Annotated in this window: 17 protein-coding genes; 8 read left to right on the top strand and 9 right to left on the bottom strand. The window is 62.7% G+C overall.

What is annotated here, in order from left to right:
- The first annotated feature begins 30 nt into the window (after positions 1-30).
- The 3 genes from RIN13_RS05495 (at position 31) to RIN13_RS05485 (ending at position 2,663) form a co-directional block, all read left to right on the top strand.
- Positions 31-768, top strand: a complete 738-nt coding sequence (locus RIN13_RS05495; RefSeq protein ID WP_309106333.1) for an MIP/aquaporin family protein — start codon at positions 31-33, stop codon at positions 766-768.
- Positions 769-833: 65 nt separating this feature from the next.
- Positions 834-1,322: an SRPBCC family protein gene (locus RIN13_RS05490; RefSeq protein WP_309106332.1), complete on the top strand. Its 489-nt coding sequence runs from the start codon at positions 834-836 to the stop codon at positions 1,320-1,322.
- A gap of 267 nt (positions 1,323-1,589) precedes the next feature.
- Entirely contained in the window at positions 1,590-2,663 is a 1,074-nt protein-coding gene (locus RIN13_RS05485; RefSeq protein ID WP_309106331.1) for a TerC family protein, read from the top strand.
- A 288-nt stretch (positions 2,664-2,951) separates the two neighbouring features.
- Here the strand turns inward: RIN13_RS05485 and RIN13_RS05480 are convergent, their stop codons facing one another.
- Together RIN13_RS05480 and RIN13_RS05475 are read right to left on the bottom strand one after the other, a co-directional pair.
- On the bottom strand, positions 2,952-3,629 hold the full coding sequence (locus RIN13_RS05480; protein ID WP_309106330.1) for a zf-HC2 domain-containing protein: 678 nt from the start codon (positions 3,627-3,629) through the stop codon (positions 2,952-2,954).
- Positions 3,626-4,126 (bottom strand): sigma-70 family RNA polymerase sigma factor, encoded by a 501-nt coding sequence (locus RIN13_RS05475; RefSeq protein WP_309106329.1) that lies wholly within the window; start codon positions 4,124-4,126, stop codon positions 3,626-3,628. Before RIN13_RS05475 ends, RIN13_RS05480 begins: the two co-directional genes overlap by 4 nt.
- Positions 4,127-4,306: 180 nt before the next feature.
- Here RIN13_RS05475 and RIN13_RS05470 point away from each other — a divergent pair, with 180 nt between their 5' ends.
- Both RIN13_RS05470 and RIN13_RS05465 read left to right on the top strand, forming a co-directional pair.
- Entirely contained in the window at positions 4,307-4,834 is a 528-nt protein-coding gene (locus RIN13_RS05470; protein ID WP_309106328.1) for a hypothetical protein, read from the top strand.
- A gap of 52 nt (positions 4,835-4,886) precedes the next feature.
- Positions 4,887-5,567, top strand: coding sequence for a VOC family protein (locus RIN13_RS05465; protein ID WP_309106327.1), 681 nt, complete (start codon positions 4,887-4,889; stop codon positions 5,565-5,567).
- Between the two features lie 93 nt (positions 5,568-5,660).
- Here the strand turns inward: RIN13_RS05465 and RIN13_RS05460 are convergent, their stop codons facing one another.
- From RIN13_RS05460 to RIN13_RS05445, 4 genes are all read right to left on the bottom strand, one after another.
- Positions 5,661-6,425: a hypothetical protein gene (locus RIN13_RS05460; RefSeq protein WP_309106326.1), complete on the bottom strand. Its 765-nt coding sequence runs from the start codon at positions 6,423-6,425 to the stop codon at positions 5,661-5,663.
- Complete coding sequence (locus tag RIN13_RS05455) at positions 6,422-6,976, bottom strand: sigma-70 family RNA polymerase sigma factor (protein ID WP_309106325.1); 555 nt, start codon at positions 6,974-6,976, stop codon at positions 6,422-6,424. Before RIN13_RS05455 ends, RIN13_RS05460 begins: the two co-directional genes overlap by 4 nt.
- Before the next feature lie 130 nt (positions 6,977-7,106).
- A complete protein-coding gene (locus tag RIN13_RS05450; protein ID WP_309106324.1) occupies positions 7,107-7,745 on the bottom strand; it encodes a protein tyrosine phosphatase in 639 nt (212 codons plus the stop codon).
- 139 nt (positions 7,746-7,884) lie between these two features.
- A complete protein-coding gene (locus RIN13_RS05445) occupies positions 7,885-8,535 on the bottom strand; it encodes a hypothetical protein (RefSeq protein WP_309106323.1) in 651 nt (216 codons plus the stop codon).
- A gap of 93 nt (positions 8,536-8,628) precedes the next feature.
- Between RIN13_RS05445 and RIN13_RS05440 the strand changes: the two genes are divergently transcribed.
- Positions 8,629-8,772: a hypothetical protein gene (locus RIN13_RS05440; RefSeq protein ID WP_309106322.1), complete on the top strand. Its 144-nt coding sequence runs from the start codon at positions 8,629-8,631 to the stop codon at positions 8,770-8,772.
- Between the two features lie 19 nt (positions 8,773-8,791).
- Complete coding sequence (locus RIN13_RS05435) at positions 8,792-9,106, top strand: hypothetical protein (protein WP_309106321.1); 315 nt, start codon at positions 8,792-8,794, stop codon at positions 9,104-9,106.
- A gap of 3 nt (positions 9,107-9,109) precedes the next feature.
- Here the strand turns inward: RIN13_RS05435 and RIN13_RS05430 are convergent, their stop codons facing one another.
- Together RIN13_RS05430 and RIN13_RS05425 are read right to left on the bottom strand one after the other, a co-directional pair.
- Positions 9,110-10,303, bottom strand: coding sequence for a Vms1/Ankzf1 family peptidyl-tRNA hydrolase (locus RIN13_RS05430; protein WP_309106320.1), 1,194 nt, complete (start codon positions 10,301-10,303; stop codon positions 9,110-9,112).
- Positions 10,304-10,308: 5 nt separating this feature from the next.
- Entirely contained in the window at positions 10,309-10,554 is a 246-nt protein-coding gene (locus RIN13_RS05425; protein WP_309106319.1) for a hypothetical protein, read from the bottom strand.
- A gap of 174 nt (positions 10,555-10,728) precedes the next feature.
- On the opposite strand from RIN13_RS05425, the gene RIN13_RS05420 reads away from it, so the two are divergent.
- On the top strand, positions 10,729-14,247 hold the full coding sequence (locus RIN13_RS05420) for a DEAD/DEAH box helicase (protein WP_309106350.1): 3,519 nt from the start codon (positions 10,729-10,731) through the stop codon (positions 14,245-14,247).
- Positions 14,248-14,287: 40 nt separating this feature from the next.
- Here the strand turns inward: RIN13_RS05420 and RIN13_RS05415 are convergent, their stop codons facing one another.
- The gene (locus RIN13_RS05415; protein WP_309106318.1) at positions 14,288-14,635 is read right to left on the bottom strand and encodes a DUF202 domain-containing protein; all 348 of its coding nucleotides are present in this window, start codon (positions 14,633-14,635) and stop codon (positions 14,288-14,290) included.
- Between the last annotated feature and the right edge of the window lie 9 nt (positions 14,636-14,644).

Here is a 14,644-nt window from a genome sequence, read left to right as displayed (position 1 = left end):
TGAGATAATTCTTTCGGTCAAGCTGGTCCCATGAATTCTCCCCAGCCTCCTCTATGGCGCCGTGCCATCGCGGAATTCCTCGGCACCTGCCTTCTTGTGACAGTTGTGGTGGGCTCCGGGATCGCCGCCGAACAGCTCTCGCCGGGCAATATCGGTCTCCAACTGCTCGAGAACAGCACCGCCACAGTTTTCGGCCTGACTGTGCTCATCTTGATATTCGGTCCCGTCAGTGGCGCCCATTTCAACCCTGTGGTCTCTCTCGCCGACTGGATTCTTGGACGGCGAAGCGGCTCGGGCCTAAGCCTGCCCGAGGTGGGTATTTACGTGGCGGCCCAGGCTGCGGGCGCAATCAGTGGAAGCGTCCTGGCGAACGCCATGTTCGACGTCGGGACCACTATTTCCACGAAGGATCGGCTCACCGTGGGACACCTCCTTGGTGAAGTGGTTGCTACCGCCGGGCTGATCCTTCTGATTTTCGCCTTGGTCAGAACCTCCCGCGGCGTACTCGCCGCCCCGGCCGTGGGCGCCTACATCGGGGCCGCCTACTGGTTCACCTCTTCAACGTCGTTCGCGAATCCGGCAGTGACCGTGGGCCGCATGTTCAGTGACACGTTCGCCGGGATCCTGCCGGGCTCGGTTCCGGGCTTCGTCCTGGCGCAACTGGTGGGAGCAGCAGTCGGGATAGGCCTTCTCCTGATCCTCTTCCCCACGGCGGGCCGCTCCGCCGATGATGTTGTCATCCCCCATCGCGCTGCCGTGGACTCCTGACGGGCGATCTGCTCATACGGGATCTCCTCCCGGGGTCCGGCACTCGTCACCACTACACTGGCGGGATGCCACAAGTACGCGCAGAACGGTTCATCAGCCTCGATCCGGACACGGCCTTTGCCTTCTCCCAGACCACGGGGGAATTCCGGTTGAAGTGGGACCCGTTCATTTCTGCCCAGGGCTGGCTTGATGGGGCCAAAGCTGCTGGCAAGGGCGTGCGGACACGGACGGTTTCCCGTATGGGTCTGGTGATGGTGAGCGAATACGTCTCCTTCGTCCCGCCCCGGAACGTGGGCATGACCATGGTGTCAGGACCGTGGTTCTTTGAAAACTTCGGCGGAGGCTGGCGCTTCAGCGCGGACGACGGCGGCACGCGCGCCGTCTGGAAGTACACCTTTTCCTGCCGCCCGCGCTGGCTGAAACCGGTGGCGGAGAAGTTGGGCAGCTGGCTCCTTGCACGGGAAATCGACCAGCGAATCGACGCGTTTGCACGCGCCTGCGAAGACCCGGCCCTCGTGGCCGAGTTCCGCCGCACGCACCCTGAAATGGTTTAGCTCGGCTTAGTCGATAGTTGTTCATTGCTTGGGAAACCCTCGTAAGCACCTATGTTCATTGCGGCCAGGAAGACACAGCACCATCTGTGGATTAGGACGACGGCTTTGGATCGGCTACGATTTTCCCATCAAGGGGAGTACTCCCGTCTGTGATCGGCCCGTCAATACGGATGCACTTACGCATCTCGGGCCGACGGTTCCGGTGTCATCCGGGCGGAGGAGACCTTGGCGTCTCTGTCCAACGCCTACCCCTTATGGAGCATCCTCATGCAGGTCACGCCCCTGATCTGGCTCATCACGATCGCCGTGACGATCCTGTTCTTCGTCTACGAATTCTTCGCCCACGTGCGCAAACCCCACGAACCGTCCCTTGCAGAATCGGCGCGCTGGTCGGCGTTCTACATCGGACTCGCACTACTGTTCGGGGTGGGAATCGGCACGGTCTCGGGATGGACGTTCGGCGGCGAGTACTTCGCCGGCTACCTCACCGAGAAGGCGCTGTCGATCGACAACCTGTTCGTTTTCCTCATCGTGATGGCCGGATTCGCAGTACCGAAGAAGTACCAGCAAAAGGTGCTGATGATCGGGATCATCATCGCCCTGATCCTGCGCGGCGGATTTATCGCTATCGGAGCGACCCTGATCGAAAACTTCTCCTGGGTCTTCTACATCTTCGGTGCCCTGCTCCTCGTTCTGGCCTACCGGCAAGCCTTCAGCAGTCATGCGTCCAACCCGGCTGACGGCAAGTTCATGACCCTTGTGCGCCGGGCCCTGCCTGTCACGAATGAGTATCACCAGGACAAGCTCACCGTGATGCAGGGCGGGAAGCGTTTCGTCACGCCGATGCTGCTTACAATCATTGCGATCGGTTTCGTAGACCTCATCTTCGCCGTCGACTCAATCCCTGCAATCTACGGCCTGACAAACGAGGCGTACATCGTCTTCACCGCCAACGCATTCGCGCTGATGGGTCTGCGTCAGTTGTTCTTCCTCATCGGTGGACTGCTCGAGCGCTTGGTCTACCTCGCCCAAGGGCTGGCCGTCATCCTCGCCTTCATCGGCGTGAAGCTCGTCTTCCACGCCCTGCACGTCAACGAGCTCCCCTTCATCAACGGCGGGGAACCGCTCCTCTGGGTGCCGGAGATTCCCATCTGGCTCTCGCTGCTCTTCATCGCCGGCACCATCGTCGTAGCGACCATCGCGAGTTTGCTGAAGACCCGCGGCGACAGGAACAAGGACGACCGCGGACTGATCCACGGCGAACCCGTGATCACAGCCGACCCGCGGAACGAGGAATCCGAGGTCGACAAGAAGACGATGCCGACTACTGTGTCCAAGTAGCTCCCCACCGGCAGCTGGGCCGGGGGCAGGGTCTCAACCTCACACCTAAATCGGGCCTGATGGTCGGGCATCCCATATGTCTGTATATGGGATGCCCGGCCCCGTCTTCATAATCGCGATCTGCCACGTGTGATCTCCCAGTTTCCAGAAACTCCTGCAGAATTCCTCGTTGGTTTGCTGGTGTGGCAGAGGCTGAATATCCCGATGCCATCCACACGCGTTCCTGAGCTCACCCTTCTCGAATATGTTCGGGTCGCTGCACGACTTTGCTGGCTTCAGAAACACCATTCAAGGTGAACCGTCAGGTACTGAAATAACGGCTACAGCCTGCTGGCGATCATTGCGCAATTCCACTTCGGAAATACTGGTCAGCTGCACCGGTGTGGCGCCCGTGACACGGATTCGGCCGCTGGGCGTCGCTGTCCACGCGCAAGCCCGGTCCTCGGCGCCCGCACGGTCCTTCACCCATAAGGACAACGTTCCGTTCAAGGGCATGCTGTGGCCTTCCAGGGCGAGCTCGGTCCCCCAGTTTTTCTTGACCAGCCCAACGGTCACCTGGAGCCCACTGCTTGCCTCCACCGAAAAACTGGCATCGGGCTTGGGGGGCTGGTTCAGCAGCGGGGCGGCGACGAAGCCGACAGCCAGGCAAGCGACAGCAACTGCGCCCACAACAGCCGACCAGCGCCGTCGTGATTTCCGTCGACGTACCGCAAGTCCATCCAGCAAGGTTGGCGGAACGGCACGGGAATCCTGGATTTCACTCTCCGGGGAGCGGTGCCAGGTCAGGGCAACAGCATCCGGGACCGGAAGTGCCTCCAGTAGCGAGGGGAGGCTCTTGAGATCCTCGAGCTCGTTGCGGCACTCCGCACAAACCTTCAGATGTTCCTGAAAACGGCCAGTATCCGCCGCATCAAGGCCGCCCAGGAGGTAGGCGCCCAACAAGTGATGGAGCTGATCCCCGCTCACCTCTCCACCCCCATTTCATCCAGGATGGTTCTCAGTGCCTTGACCGCGTAGTAGGCGCGGGATTTGACCGTGCCGAGCGGAACGTTGAGCTGAACAGCGGCTTCGCTGACCGTGAAACGCCGGTAATGCAGAGCCACGAGCACATCCCGGTGCTCTGCACTCAACCGCAGCAGGGCTTCCTCCATAAGAACCCTGTTCAGCAGTTCGTCGACGCGTCCGGCCGCCTCGGCGGGATCAGCCACGTCGCGTTCCGTCGCTTCGACCGGGCGCCTTTGAGCCTTGCGGTAGTTGTCAATCATGATGTTCCTGGCCGTACGGAAGAGGTAGCTGCGAAGGCTGCCTGTGATCTGCGGAGCATGCTGCCACACCCTGAGCACCGTCTCCTGCACGATGTCGTCCACACTGTGCGGATCAGGAGATGCGTTCAGGACAAAACGGCGCAGCGCTTGCCCGTGTTCCCGATAGATGGCAGCCACTACCTCTTCGTCAAGCGGCACGTGCCTTCCTCTTTTCTATCCCGCCCCATACGACGCTTCAGCGCCGTGATTGGTTCACTTGAACCATTCTCCGCCCCCTGGCGTCATACCTGTTATCCCCGGCTGAGTGCCATCGTTCGTGGTATCCCAACCAAAATTATCCCCGCACGCAAAACCCTGTACTCACCTCAAGGAGTAGATATGAACAAGCAATGGGGCATCGGATTCTCCGCTCTGGCACTGGCGGCAGCGCTTGCCGGCTGTGGCGGGAGCCCGGGAACTACGGCTCCTACTACCGGAGCGCCTGCCACGGTTTCCTCAGCTCCGGCGCCCGGAGCCACCACCACTGCGGCAGCCGACGTCGAACTTAAGACCGCTTCCTCAACTGCCGGGCAGATCGTGGTGGACGGCGAAGGAAAGAGTGTCTATTTCTTCACGAAGGACGTCAAGGATTCCGGCACCAGTGCCTGCAAGGACGCATGTGTTGCGGCATGGCCTGCTGTTACCACCACCTCTGATGCACCCAAGGTGGAAGGCGTCACCGGGGAGATCGGCTCGATTAATACGGCGGATGGCGCCAAGCAGATCACCATCAACGGCCTCCCGATCTACTACTTCGCGCAGGACAAGGAACCCGGCGACATTTTGGGCCAGGGAGTCATGGACGTCTGGTATCTGGTCAGCCCGGCAGGAGACATGATCAAGTCGGCGGAGGCAAGCGGCTACTAGGGCAGGGACATTGACCCGATCCGTCGAATGCCCCGGACGGTACGGTTGAGTTGTGAACGCAATTATCGATCACCTGGTCATCGCCGCCGATTCGCTGGAACAGGGCGAGGCCTGGTGCGCGGCCACGTTCGGGGTTCAACCCTCCGGTGGAGGCAAGCACGTCTTGATGGGGACTCACAACCGAGTGATGGCCATCAGCAGCGAGAGCTTCCCTGACTGCTACCTCGAGGTCATCGCGATCGATCCTGACGCGCGGCCGCCGGGGAGGCCGCGCTGGTTCGGACTCGACCACCCCGAGGTGCGCGAGGCCGTCCGCGAATCGCCTCGACTGGTGCACGCAGTGGCGCGCACCCGCGAGATCGAGATGCTCCGCCGGAACCTTACCGAGTCCGCCCTCAATCCTGGTGAGTTGCTGCCTATGCAGCGCGACACGCCTCACGGACTCTTGAAGTGGCGGATCACAGTTCGCGACGACGGTCGAACTGAATGCGCAGGCGCGCTGCCCAGCTTGATCGAATGGGAAGGGCAACATCCGTGCGCCCACATGGCACCCACGGAGGTGGCGCTGCAGGATCTGATGCTCCGCGGCGTTCCGACGCAGGTGGTGGAGGTGCTGAAACTTCCGGCCGTTCAGGCGAGCCCGATCGACGATGCGCAGAACCCGCCAATCACCGTGACGCTGCAATCGCCGCTTGGCCGTGTTGCGCTCGACGCCTGGCACTTCAAAGCCTGAGCAGCATTATGCTCAAGGTCCTGCTGTGTGGCAGGGCGTCATGCAGCAGGGTTTGCGGAATCCTCAGGGCTGCGGAGTGGCGCCGTCAGCCCGCTACGAAGCGGGAAGTGCAGGCAGGGGCGGCAGGCTGGGCGGCGTCAGCCCTGGGTCCGGAATACTCGGCGCAGCCGGAACGTCCGGAATGGCAGGAGCAGTTCTGTTCGGCCAAGGGTTTTCGGAAGACCTGCCGGGTCCTGTGCCTGGATCAGCCGGAGCTTGTGACCCCCCGTCCTGACGGCGGTGCGTGCCGTCAGCCGGACCCCCGTTCGTCCCAGAGGTACTTGGGGCCGAGCCAGCAGGCGACGGCGCTGTCCCCTGGGACTCCCCGCCGGTTTCCGCTGGCCCCGGTACCGTCGGGGTCTTGGGGCCCTGTTTGTGGTTCTCGCCGCCGAAAGTGGAGGCAATAGAAGTGAACGCCGAATGCAGTGTGTCGCGTACGCCCTGGTCAGCTGCGGCCGCTGCGCCACCACCGACGGCCAGCGCAGCAGCTACGCCAAAGACTGTCAGCGGGAGCCGGCGCTTATTGCGACGGCGGGCAGCGAGGTCGATGACGTCAGCACTTCCGGGGTCGGGGGTTCCGGCGTCGGCAATCTCAGCGTCAGCGATTTGGCCATCGGGAGTTCCGGCGCTCAGGCCGGAGCCAGCGCTCCTGGTTCCCTCCATAAGGGCAAGGATCTCTGCGCTTGGCCCCGGCTGCTCGCCGCCCAAAGAACGCAGTTCAAGCAGGACGGGACGGAGATCGTCTGCGTCTTCAAGTCCGGCTTCAGCCAGGACCTGGTCTATGATCCGTTCGCTTCCGGATACGGGTGTGTAGCTCATGATGTGCCTTGTTTCGTAATTGACGCACGGTCCCTGAGTGCGCAAAGTGCCCGGCGCTGCAACTGCTTTACAGCTCCCGGAGTCTTGCCCATAATGTCTGCCACTTGTTCTACTGACAAGTCGGCTACGACCCGCAGCGCCAAAACTTCGCGGTAGTCCTCGCTGAGGTTCTCCAACAAGGCCGCGGCTCCCAGCCCGTTGGCGTGCGACATCGCCTGGTCTTCAGCAGATGCCGAGCTCCGCCCGTCCAGCTCTGCCTCGTAAGGGCTCAGCGCAGGCGCACGTTCACTGCGGCGGTAGTGGTCCACCATCCGGGCATGTGCGATGGAGAAGATCAACGATTTTGCCCCCTGCAGCCCGCCGGTCAGGCTTTCCAGTTTGGGAAAGAAGGCCAGGAAGACGTCTTGCGTGACGGCCTCGGCGTCGTCGACTCCCTTGGCCCGGAGGTAGCCCAGAACTGCGCCGGAATATCGGCGGTAAGCGACCGTGAATAGCACGGACGGGTCTGCGCCGTCAGTGTGCACATATTCATCAGTCACAGAGTCCAGCAACCGGGCTCCTCCATCCGTGCGGCGAAGTCAGCGTTCCTGATTCTGGAACAGCTCTGACGTCGCGCGCTTTTGTGCGCCGCGGAGCTCCTGCGGAGAGGCACGGAGCCCCGCGGCCGCTAGAGATTAAGCGCTACGGGCGTACAGCCGATGAGGCAACGTCAGCGGCCTCGGTGGGAACCGCGACAGGCAGTTCCGGAGCTGCCGGTACGGCAGCCTGGGTCGGCAGCTCGGGAACTGCCGGAGCCTCTACCTTAGCAGCGGCCGACCCGGAGACCTCAGCCTGGCCTTCAACGTGACCTGCAGCCTTGCCTGCCTCGATGACACCGGCGCAGTAGCTTTCAATGCCGGTTTCGCCACCGGCAGCAATGCTCAGTGAGACGAATCCTTCAGAGGAAGCTTCGAGGCCGCCGTTGGTGAATGCTGTGCAGAGAGCGTAAGCGGCGGGACCGGCTGCATCAACGGCAGCGGCTACACCGGCGTTGGCGGCAGCGCTGGCTCCGGCTTCGGCTCCGGCCTCGGTTCCTGTGCCGGCCTCAACATTGGTGTCTGCATCGGCGTCGGCAGCAGCGTCAGCGGCAGCCTTGGCGGTGTCTGAAACTCCGCCAACGTGGGGGGCAGGGGCTCCCAACAGCTCATGGGCGCTCTGCTGAACCTCGGTGGGAAGTGCGCCGGCGTATGCTGCGGCACCGGTGCCACCAACCGCCAGGGCGCCTGCGGCCAATGCGCTCGCGGCGACTTTACTGGTGGCAATAACAGTGAACAAGGACATGGAACCCTCCGAAGAATTTGGGACTGGTGCAAAAACCGGCTCTTGTACAGCCGGCAGGTCAGGTGGTGCGAAGCAACGCCCGCACTCCCTATACATCGCCATGCACCATGGATCGGTTACGCGATATCCAAAAGTTTTTTCAAGGAGACTTTGCGAGCAGCTTTTCCGTCCGCCGCAGCCTGAAAAAGATCACCAGCGCGATACCCGCCACAGCAAGCGCAACGATCCCCCACCACACCGACGCGTTCCCCTTGCCCTGGTGGACCAGGGAGGCCTGCTCAAGATGCCGGGAGGATGTGGCGCCGTTGTCCTTTGCACCTGAGGCCGGAGCAATACCTTGGCCAGCGGGTCCCACCCCGCCGGTTGCCTGGACCTGTTGCGCGTTGGAATTCGTATCTGTGGACGAAGCTCCCAGGTCATCACCGTCCAGCGAGCTGTCAGGAGCCGAAGAGTTTGGACTGGGTGCGTGGGAAGGAGCGACGGTCTCCTCCGCCGGCGCCGGACCGGAAGGAACGGCCGGGGCAGGGGCGGGAGGCGGGTTTGAGGGCGTTCCCGGAGCCTCAGAGGGGCTTGTTGGACCCGGTGCAGGTTGCGTAGGCGCGGGTTCCGCAGTCTCTGGCGGGGACGGGGAGCAGATCAACAGGAAGCACGTGTCCTGCGGCGCCGGACCCGCAGCGTTGGCCACAGGAATCCCTGCGGAAAGAACCAGCATCGCCCCGAGCGTGCCGGCTGCAGCACGGCGTCGAAGCCCCCCATGGAAACCAGTCATCGTCTGAAAAACGGTGAACATTGGAGTAACCATAGTGACTCACACTAATCAATGGCCACTGCGAAGGAAACCCGGGACCGGGCCATCAGGCCGCCAGCCGTTAGCATTGAGACCATGGCGAAGCCAAGCGATCTGAAGGATACTGCGAAGTCCTGGCAGACCATGGTGGACAGCAACCACGCCCTTCTGCAGCGTAAATCAGGGCATGACGTCAGCTGGTGGGTCGAGCGCGCCCGGGCAGCAGGTCTGAAAAAATGACGGCGAGCTCCGGGTTTGGATGCGGGAGGAGCACTGCGTCACCGGCTATGCCCAGTACGCCGTGTCCTGGGAAATGTTCGGCTACCCCGAATTCATGCTGCGCGACGCTGGAGAGCTTCTGGATGCCCAGTGCGCCAGTCATCCTGAACTGCGGCCGATAGCCGATGCCTTGCTGGCGTGGGCAGAAGAGACTGAAGGTGTGGAGATCCAGCTGCGCAAAGGCTACATTTCCCTGCACAGCCCTGTAAGCAGGGAGCGGACGGCAAAGGCCGGGTGCGACGGCGGGACGCTCCGATGGTGGAGCGTCCCGCCGTCGAATGCCGGCTGCCGGTAGTTGCTAGCCTTCTTCCGGAACCGGCGGACCAACCGGCCAGCGGAGGAGCGCCGCCACGACGGCGCCACCTGGAATCGCTGCCTTGGGCAGGATTTCGACGTCGGCGTCTGTCAGCACTGCTGCCCGGATCAGCGCAGCGGCAGCGGATGCCTTGCCCAGGATTTGAGCTCCGAGAGTTTCCTCTTCCACAGTGGCAATCCACGGGCTGGAACCCAGGACCAGCATTTCCCTCGCCGGGTGGCTGTCAGGATCAGTAGCCGTATTCCCTCCGCCCGGATCTGCTGTCAGTTCCGTGCTCAGGACCAGCGTTTGCACTTGCGCCTGCTGGAGGGCGTGAACCACGGACCCGATCCCGGTCGCAGCCTTTCCGTTGTTGTGCCCCTTCTCCTCCTCGAGCTGTTCGAGCAGCCGCCGCTGTGAGTACGCCTTGTTTTCAGCCAGCAGCTTCTCGACGGCGGTATCCATGACTTCCGGATGCGCGCCGCCGGCCCTGGTATGCGAGTCCACAGTGGTGGCAATCGCACGGGCATTCTCCGACAACTGATGCAGGACAAGGTCGCGGGCGCGGATATCCCCGCCAATAGCCACAATTGCCGGGCGTTCGGTCTGCACCAGACGGTTTATTTCGGCCGCCACATCTTCAGCATTTTTCCGCCAGATCTCCTCGGTCCGGTGCTGGAACTGCCCTTGGGACCAACCGCCACCAGGCACCTTTTTGAGGTTCTCGGTGCTGCCCTGCACTGAGCGGCTGGATTCAGGTCCGCCCGTGATGGCGCGACGCGCGTAGGCGAGCTTGATATCAGCACCTGAGCGGTCAACACTGGCCGTCACCACTGGTATGTCGGAATCGGCATGACGCAGAAGCGGCAGGAGATCTGGCACTACCCCGACTTTTACATAGGGACTGTCGACGCGCTCGCCGGCGAGTACCTCGTCAACTTCTACCCGGCCGTCGTGGACCAGCAGGAAGCGGGCCACTGGATTCTGGACTCCCTCCAGCGGCTGGATAGCTTGTTCGACAGCCTGGGCATCCGCTTTGGCAGCTCCCGCTGCAAGAAGTGCATCACGGATCTGCCCGGGCCTGACGTCTGCCGCCTCCAGGGAATCGACGGTCCCCGTCCCGGCGTCGGCCAGCACTGTGCACCAGGTGCCGTCCTTCTCAAGGAGCTTCGAGAATCTTTCAAGGGTCGAATTCATCCCGTTCACCCGTTTCCCGTTGTTTCGCTGTTCTTCCGGCTGCCGGCCTCGGGGGGTTCAGGCTCACCTGCGGGCAGATTTTCCCGGACGGATTCCCTGGTTTCCTGGCTGTCAGTGTCGTCCGGAAGGGGCTCGGTTTCCCGCCATTCCTCAACGTGTCCTGACCTTTTTCCTTGGTGAAGCGCTTGGGTTTCCTGCTTCATCTTGTCGTCCAAGGCTGGCCCATGGGTGGTATTTCCCCGCTCAACCATCTCGATCTCCTTTCCTTTTGAACCTAAGGTCAAACGTGCTGCAGATCACTTTCAACGTTAGCATCGGGCTGTTTCGAGGAGAACCGTCAACGGCTACCTTCGGACTGAGGTTTCGCTGACTAAGATGGATCAGATAACCTGCAGCATTTTGACCTGCCGAAAGTAGTGCATACCATTCCATCCCAACCGGACCAGAGTTCGGCGCTGGCAATTCAGACTCCCGCTATCAACGACCGTTCCCTTGCGGCCGGGTTGGCCTATGCCATGGGCAGCCGCGTCTCGGGCATCACTTTCGATGCTGCAACGGGGCTCATGCTTGGCAAGGTCAGGGGCGGCGCAGAGGTCCCGTATTCGACCACAGCCAAGCTTGTCCGGAAGGGCGGTGGTTGGAGTTGCACTGTGGGCGTGTGCAGTTGCCCAGTGCGCAAGGACTGCAAGCACGTCGCTGCCCTGTTGTTCGCAGCCGAGGACAATCCGGCCACGCGCGTCCAACTGCTCGCCCCTGCCGAGATTTCCCGGCTTTCCCGCGATCAGCACAGCCTGGAACTGGCCGACTGGGAGCAGGCATTGAGTCCGCTCATCGCCAAGCCCGGTATCACCCAGTCCACCAACGGCATCCCCCTGGCTCTGCAGTTTGAGATCGAAGAGCCGGCGCCCCACTTCTCCTACACGGGACGCCGGGATCCGCTTCGAAGCGTCCGGCAGCTGAAGGCCCGGCCAGTCATCATGGGCGCGAAGGGGAAATGGATCCGCGGCGATGTCTCCTGGAACACCCTCAGCTATCTGAACTTCAAAAGAGAATGCAACCAGGAGCATGTCGAGTGGATGCAGGAATTCCTGGCCTCGCATACCGTCCAGGCCAACCGGCAGCACGTCGCCTCGGCCCCATGGCTCGGCCTGAACACCTACGCCGGTAAGAACCTCTGGAGCCTGCTCGCTGAAGCACGGAAGATCGGCGTCGCCCTGGTCCACGGCCGCGGGCAGGAAGCTGTCCGCTTCGCGGAGTCTCCCGCCGTCGTCGGACTTAACCTCACCCGTTCCGGGCCACCCGTCCCAGGGGACCCAACCGACCCAGGGGACTCAGCCGGAAGGGCAGCCGCTCCGCTAGACACGGCCGACGGCGGCGGGCTGGTGCTATCGCCCACCGTGACCGTTGAGGGCGAGGTGGTGAACCCTGCGTCTGTCGGAACCATCGGGCGGCCGGCGCACGGGATCTTCCTGACCTCGGACCACGCCACGCTTCCCGGAATCGATGGCGCCGCAACCTCTGCCGCTGAACCGGTGATTACGCTCGCTGCGCTGGAGAACGGGCTCAGCGAAGAACTGCTGAATTTCGTGACTGCTGCGAACACCCTTCATATTCCGGCCAAGGATGAGAGCAGGTTCCTCACCGGCTTCTATCCGAAGCTCAAGCAGGCTGCCCGCGTAACGGCCTCGGACGAGTCGGTGAAACTTCCCACTTTGGCGGTGCCCACACTGTCCCTGCTGGCAAATTATGGTGCAGACCACCGGGTCCGGCTGCACTGGGAATGGCACTACAAGTCCGGCAACCTGGTAACCGCCCAGCCCCTGTGGCGCCATTCGGACGACCAGGGTTACCGCGACGATCCCAGCGAAGCTCGGATTCTGGAGGCCGTGGGCCAGCCGTGGGACGTTGTGCCTTCCCTTGGCGAGTCTGCCGCCGGAGGCTGGGGCACCCCGCGCCTGGCAGCCTCTGTTGAGCTCAAAGGCCTGGACACGCTGGCGTTCACCGAAGAGGTACTCCCCGGGCTCCGCGAAACAGCCGGGGTCGAGGTGGATACAGCAGGTGTGATCGCTGATTACCGCGAGGCTGAGGAAGCCCCCATCGTCGCCATCTCCACGAAGGCCACCGAGCAGCGGGACTGGTTTGACCTCGGAATCGTCATCACCCTCGAAGGCCAGCCCGTTTCCTTCGCTGCGCTGTTTTCCGCACTGGCCGCCGGACAAACACGCATGCTGCTGCCCAGCGGCGCCTACTTTTCCCTGGATCTTCCGGAGCTGCACCAGCTCCGGGCGTTGATCGACGAAGCCCGGTCGCTGCAGGACAACAAGGACGCGCCGCTGCAGATCAGCCGGTTCCAGGCCGGCCTGTGGGACGAACTGGCGCACTTGGGAATTGTGGATGAGCAGGCGGCCGCGTGGCGGGAGGCGGTTGGCGGACTGCTCGATGGCGGCACCAAGGGGCTGCCGCTGCCTGCTTCCCTGAACGCTGAGCTGCGGCCCTACCAGCTGGACGGATTCAACTGGCTTACCTTCCTGTACAAGCACGGCCTGGGCGGAGTGCTGGCAGATGACATGGGACTCGGCAAGACAGTCCAGGCGCTGGCACTGATTTGCGCTGCCAAAGAGGCGGCGGGTGTTGATACTGGCGTTGCCGAGGCTGGCAACGCCGGGGCCGCAGCTGATGTCAGCGGTGCAGCCGTATCCGGGCGGGCACCGTTCCTGGTGGTCGCGCCAACCAGCGTGGTGGGCAACTGGGAAGCCGAAGCTGCCCGCTTCGCACCAGGGCTGACAGTCAGGGCCGTCGGCGAGACGTTCGCCAAAAGCGGCGCCGACCCTGTTGAAGCGATGGCCGGAGCCGACGTCGTCATTACCTCGTACGCCCTCTTCAGGATCGACTACGAGGCCTACGCATCCCGTGCCTGGGCGGGCCTGATGCTGGATGAAGCGCAGTTCGTGAAGAATCACCAGTCCAAGGCCTACCAGTGTGCCCGGAAACTGCAGGCGGGTTTCAAGCTGGTGATCACCGGCACGCCGTTGGAGAACAACCTGATGGAGTTCTGGGCGTTGACGTCCATTGTGGCTCCCGGGCTGTTCGCCAGCCCGGGCCGCTTCGCCGAGAACTACCAAAAGCCGGTGGAAAAGAACGGCGACAAGGCGCAGCTGGACAAGCTTCGGCGTCGGATCCGTCCGCTGATGCTGCGCCGCACCAAGGAGCAGGTCATCCGGGACCTGCCGCCCAAGCAGGAGCAGATCCTGGAAGTGGTCCTGAACCCGCGCCATCAGAAGGTCTACCAGACCCATCTGCAGCGTGAGCGTCAAAAGATCCTGGGCCTGATCGACGATGTCAAGAAGAACCGCTTCACCATCTTCCAGTCCCTTACCCTCCTGCGCCAGCTGAGCCTGGACGCCTCCCTGGTGGATCCGACCCTGACCTCGGTCCGGTCCAGCAAGCTGGATGTGCTGTTTGAGCAACTCGAGGACCTTGTGGCCGAGGGCCACAGGGCTCTCATCTTCAGCCAGTTCACTGGCTTTTTGGGCAAGGTCCGTGAGCGGCTCATCGAGGAGAAGATCGAGTTCTGCTATCTCGACGGCAGCACCCGCAACCGCTCCGATGTGGTGAACGAATTCAAGAACGGCTCGGCGCCCGTGTTCCTCATCAGTCTGAAAGCCGGCGGCTTTGGCCTGAACCTCACCGAAGCAGACTACGTTTTCCTGCTGGATCCGTGGTGGAACCCCGCCTCGGAGGCGCAGGCGGTGGACAGGACCCACCGGATCGGCCAGGCAAGAAATGTCATGGTCTATCGGCTCGTGGCCAAGGACACCATCGAGGAGAAGGTCATGGCACTGAAGGCCAGGAAATCGCAGCTGTTCTCGGACGTCATGGAAGGCGATACCCTTGCCGGCGGATCGCTGACAGCCGAGGACCTGGCCGGGCTGTTCAACGACTGACGCTGAGGTGCCAGCGGCCGCTTGCGGCTACTGGCACGCTTTAGCGGGTGATCGCCACAACGTAGATCCCCAACATACCCAGCACGAGCACGGCCGAGGCCGTCCATAGCACTGAGCGGAAGTTGGGGCCCATCAGCCCCCGGCTGATCCCCTCCCCGTGCCGTGTGTAACGCGTCCGCTGGGTGACGAAAATGGCGGCGGCTGTGAGGCAGGAGATGCCCCACAACGTCAGTACGAAAAGGCCGTGCTGTTCGATCCACCGCAGGAAGATGGTGCTGACAGTGGCCAGCGCCAGCATGGTCCTGCCCCAGGCGAGCGATGTCCGTTCGGGCTGAAGACCGGGGTCGCTGTGGAGCCGGGTGGGAGGCTGTCCGCCGTCGCTGGCCATGATCAGTCG

It is taken from the genome of Arthrobacter sp. (genome assembly GCF_031179985.1).
GTDB lineage: Bacteria > Actinomycetota > Actinomycetes > Actinomycetales > Micrococcaceae > Arthrobacter.
Note: the sequence above shows the minus strand (reverse complement) of the source record. Positions and strands in the feature narration are given on the sequence as shown.

Excerpts from the sequence above, each read along its gene's own strand:
- RIN13_RS05450 (WP_309106324.1), bottom strand. The coding sequence starts at position 7,745 with ATGTCCTTGTTCACTGTTATTGCCACCAGTAAAGTCGCCGCGAGCGCA.
- RIN13_RS05415 (WP_309106318.1), bottom strand. The coding sequence starts at position 14,635 with ATGGCCAGCGACGGCGGACAGCCTCCCACCCGGCTCCACAGCGACCCC.
- RIN13_RS05430 (WP_309106320.1), bottom strand. The coding sequence starts at position 10,303 with ATGAATTCGACCCTTGAAAGATTCTCGAAGCTCCTTGAGAAGGACGGC.
- RIN13_RS05425 (WP_309106319.1), bottom strand. The coding sequence starts at position 10,554 with ATGGTTGAGCGGGGAAATACCACCCATGGGCCAGCCTTGGACGACAAG.
- RIN13_RS05470 (WP_309106328.1), top strand. The coding sequence starts at position 4,307 with ATGAACAAGCAATGGGGCATCGGATTCTCCGCTCTGGCACTGGCGGCA.
- RIN13_RS05440 (WP_309106322.1), top strand. The coding sequence starts at position 8,629 with ATGGCGAAGCCAAGCGATCTGAAGGATACTGCGAAGTCCTGGCAGACC.
- RIN13_RS05495 (WP_309106333.1), top strand. The coding sequence starts at position 31 with ATGAATTCTCCCCAGCCTCCTCTATGGCGCCGTGCCATCGCGGAATTC.
- RIN13_RS05490 (WP_309106332.1), top strand. The coding sequence starts at position 834 with ATGCCACAAGTACGCGCAGAACGGTTCATCAGCCTCGATCCGGACACG.
- RIN13_RS05485 (WP_309106331.1), top strand. The coding sequence starts at position 1,590 with ATGCAGGTCACGCCCCTGATCTGGCTCATCACGATCGCCGTGACGATC.
- RIN13_RS05445 (WP_309106323.1), bottom strand. The coding sequence starts at position 8,535 with ATGTTCACCGTTTTTCAGACGATGACTGGTTTCCATGGGGGGCTTCGA.
- RIN13_RS05435 (WP_309106321.1), top strand. The coding sequence starts at position 8,792 with ATGCGGGAGGAGCACTGCGTCACCGGCTATGCCCAGTACGCCGTGTCC.
- RIN13_RS05460 (WP_309106326.1), bottom strand. The coding sequence starts at position 6,425 with ATGAGCTACACACCCGTATCCGGAAGCGAACGGATCATAGACCAGGTC.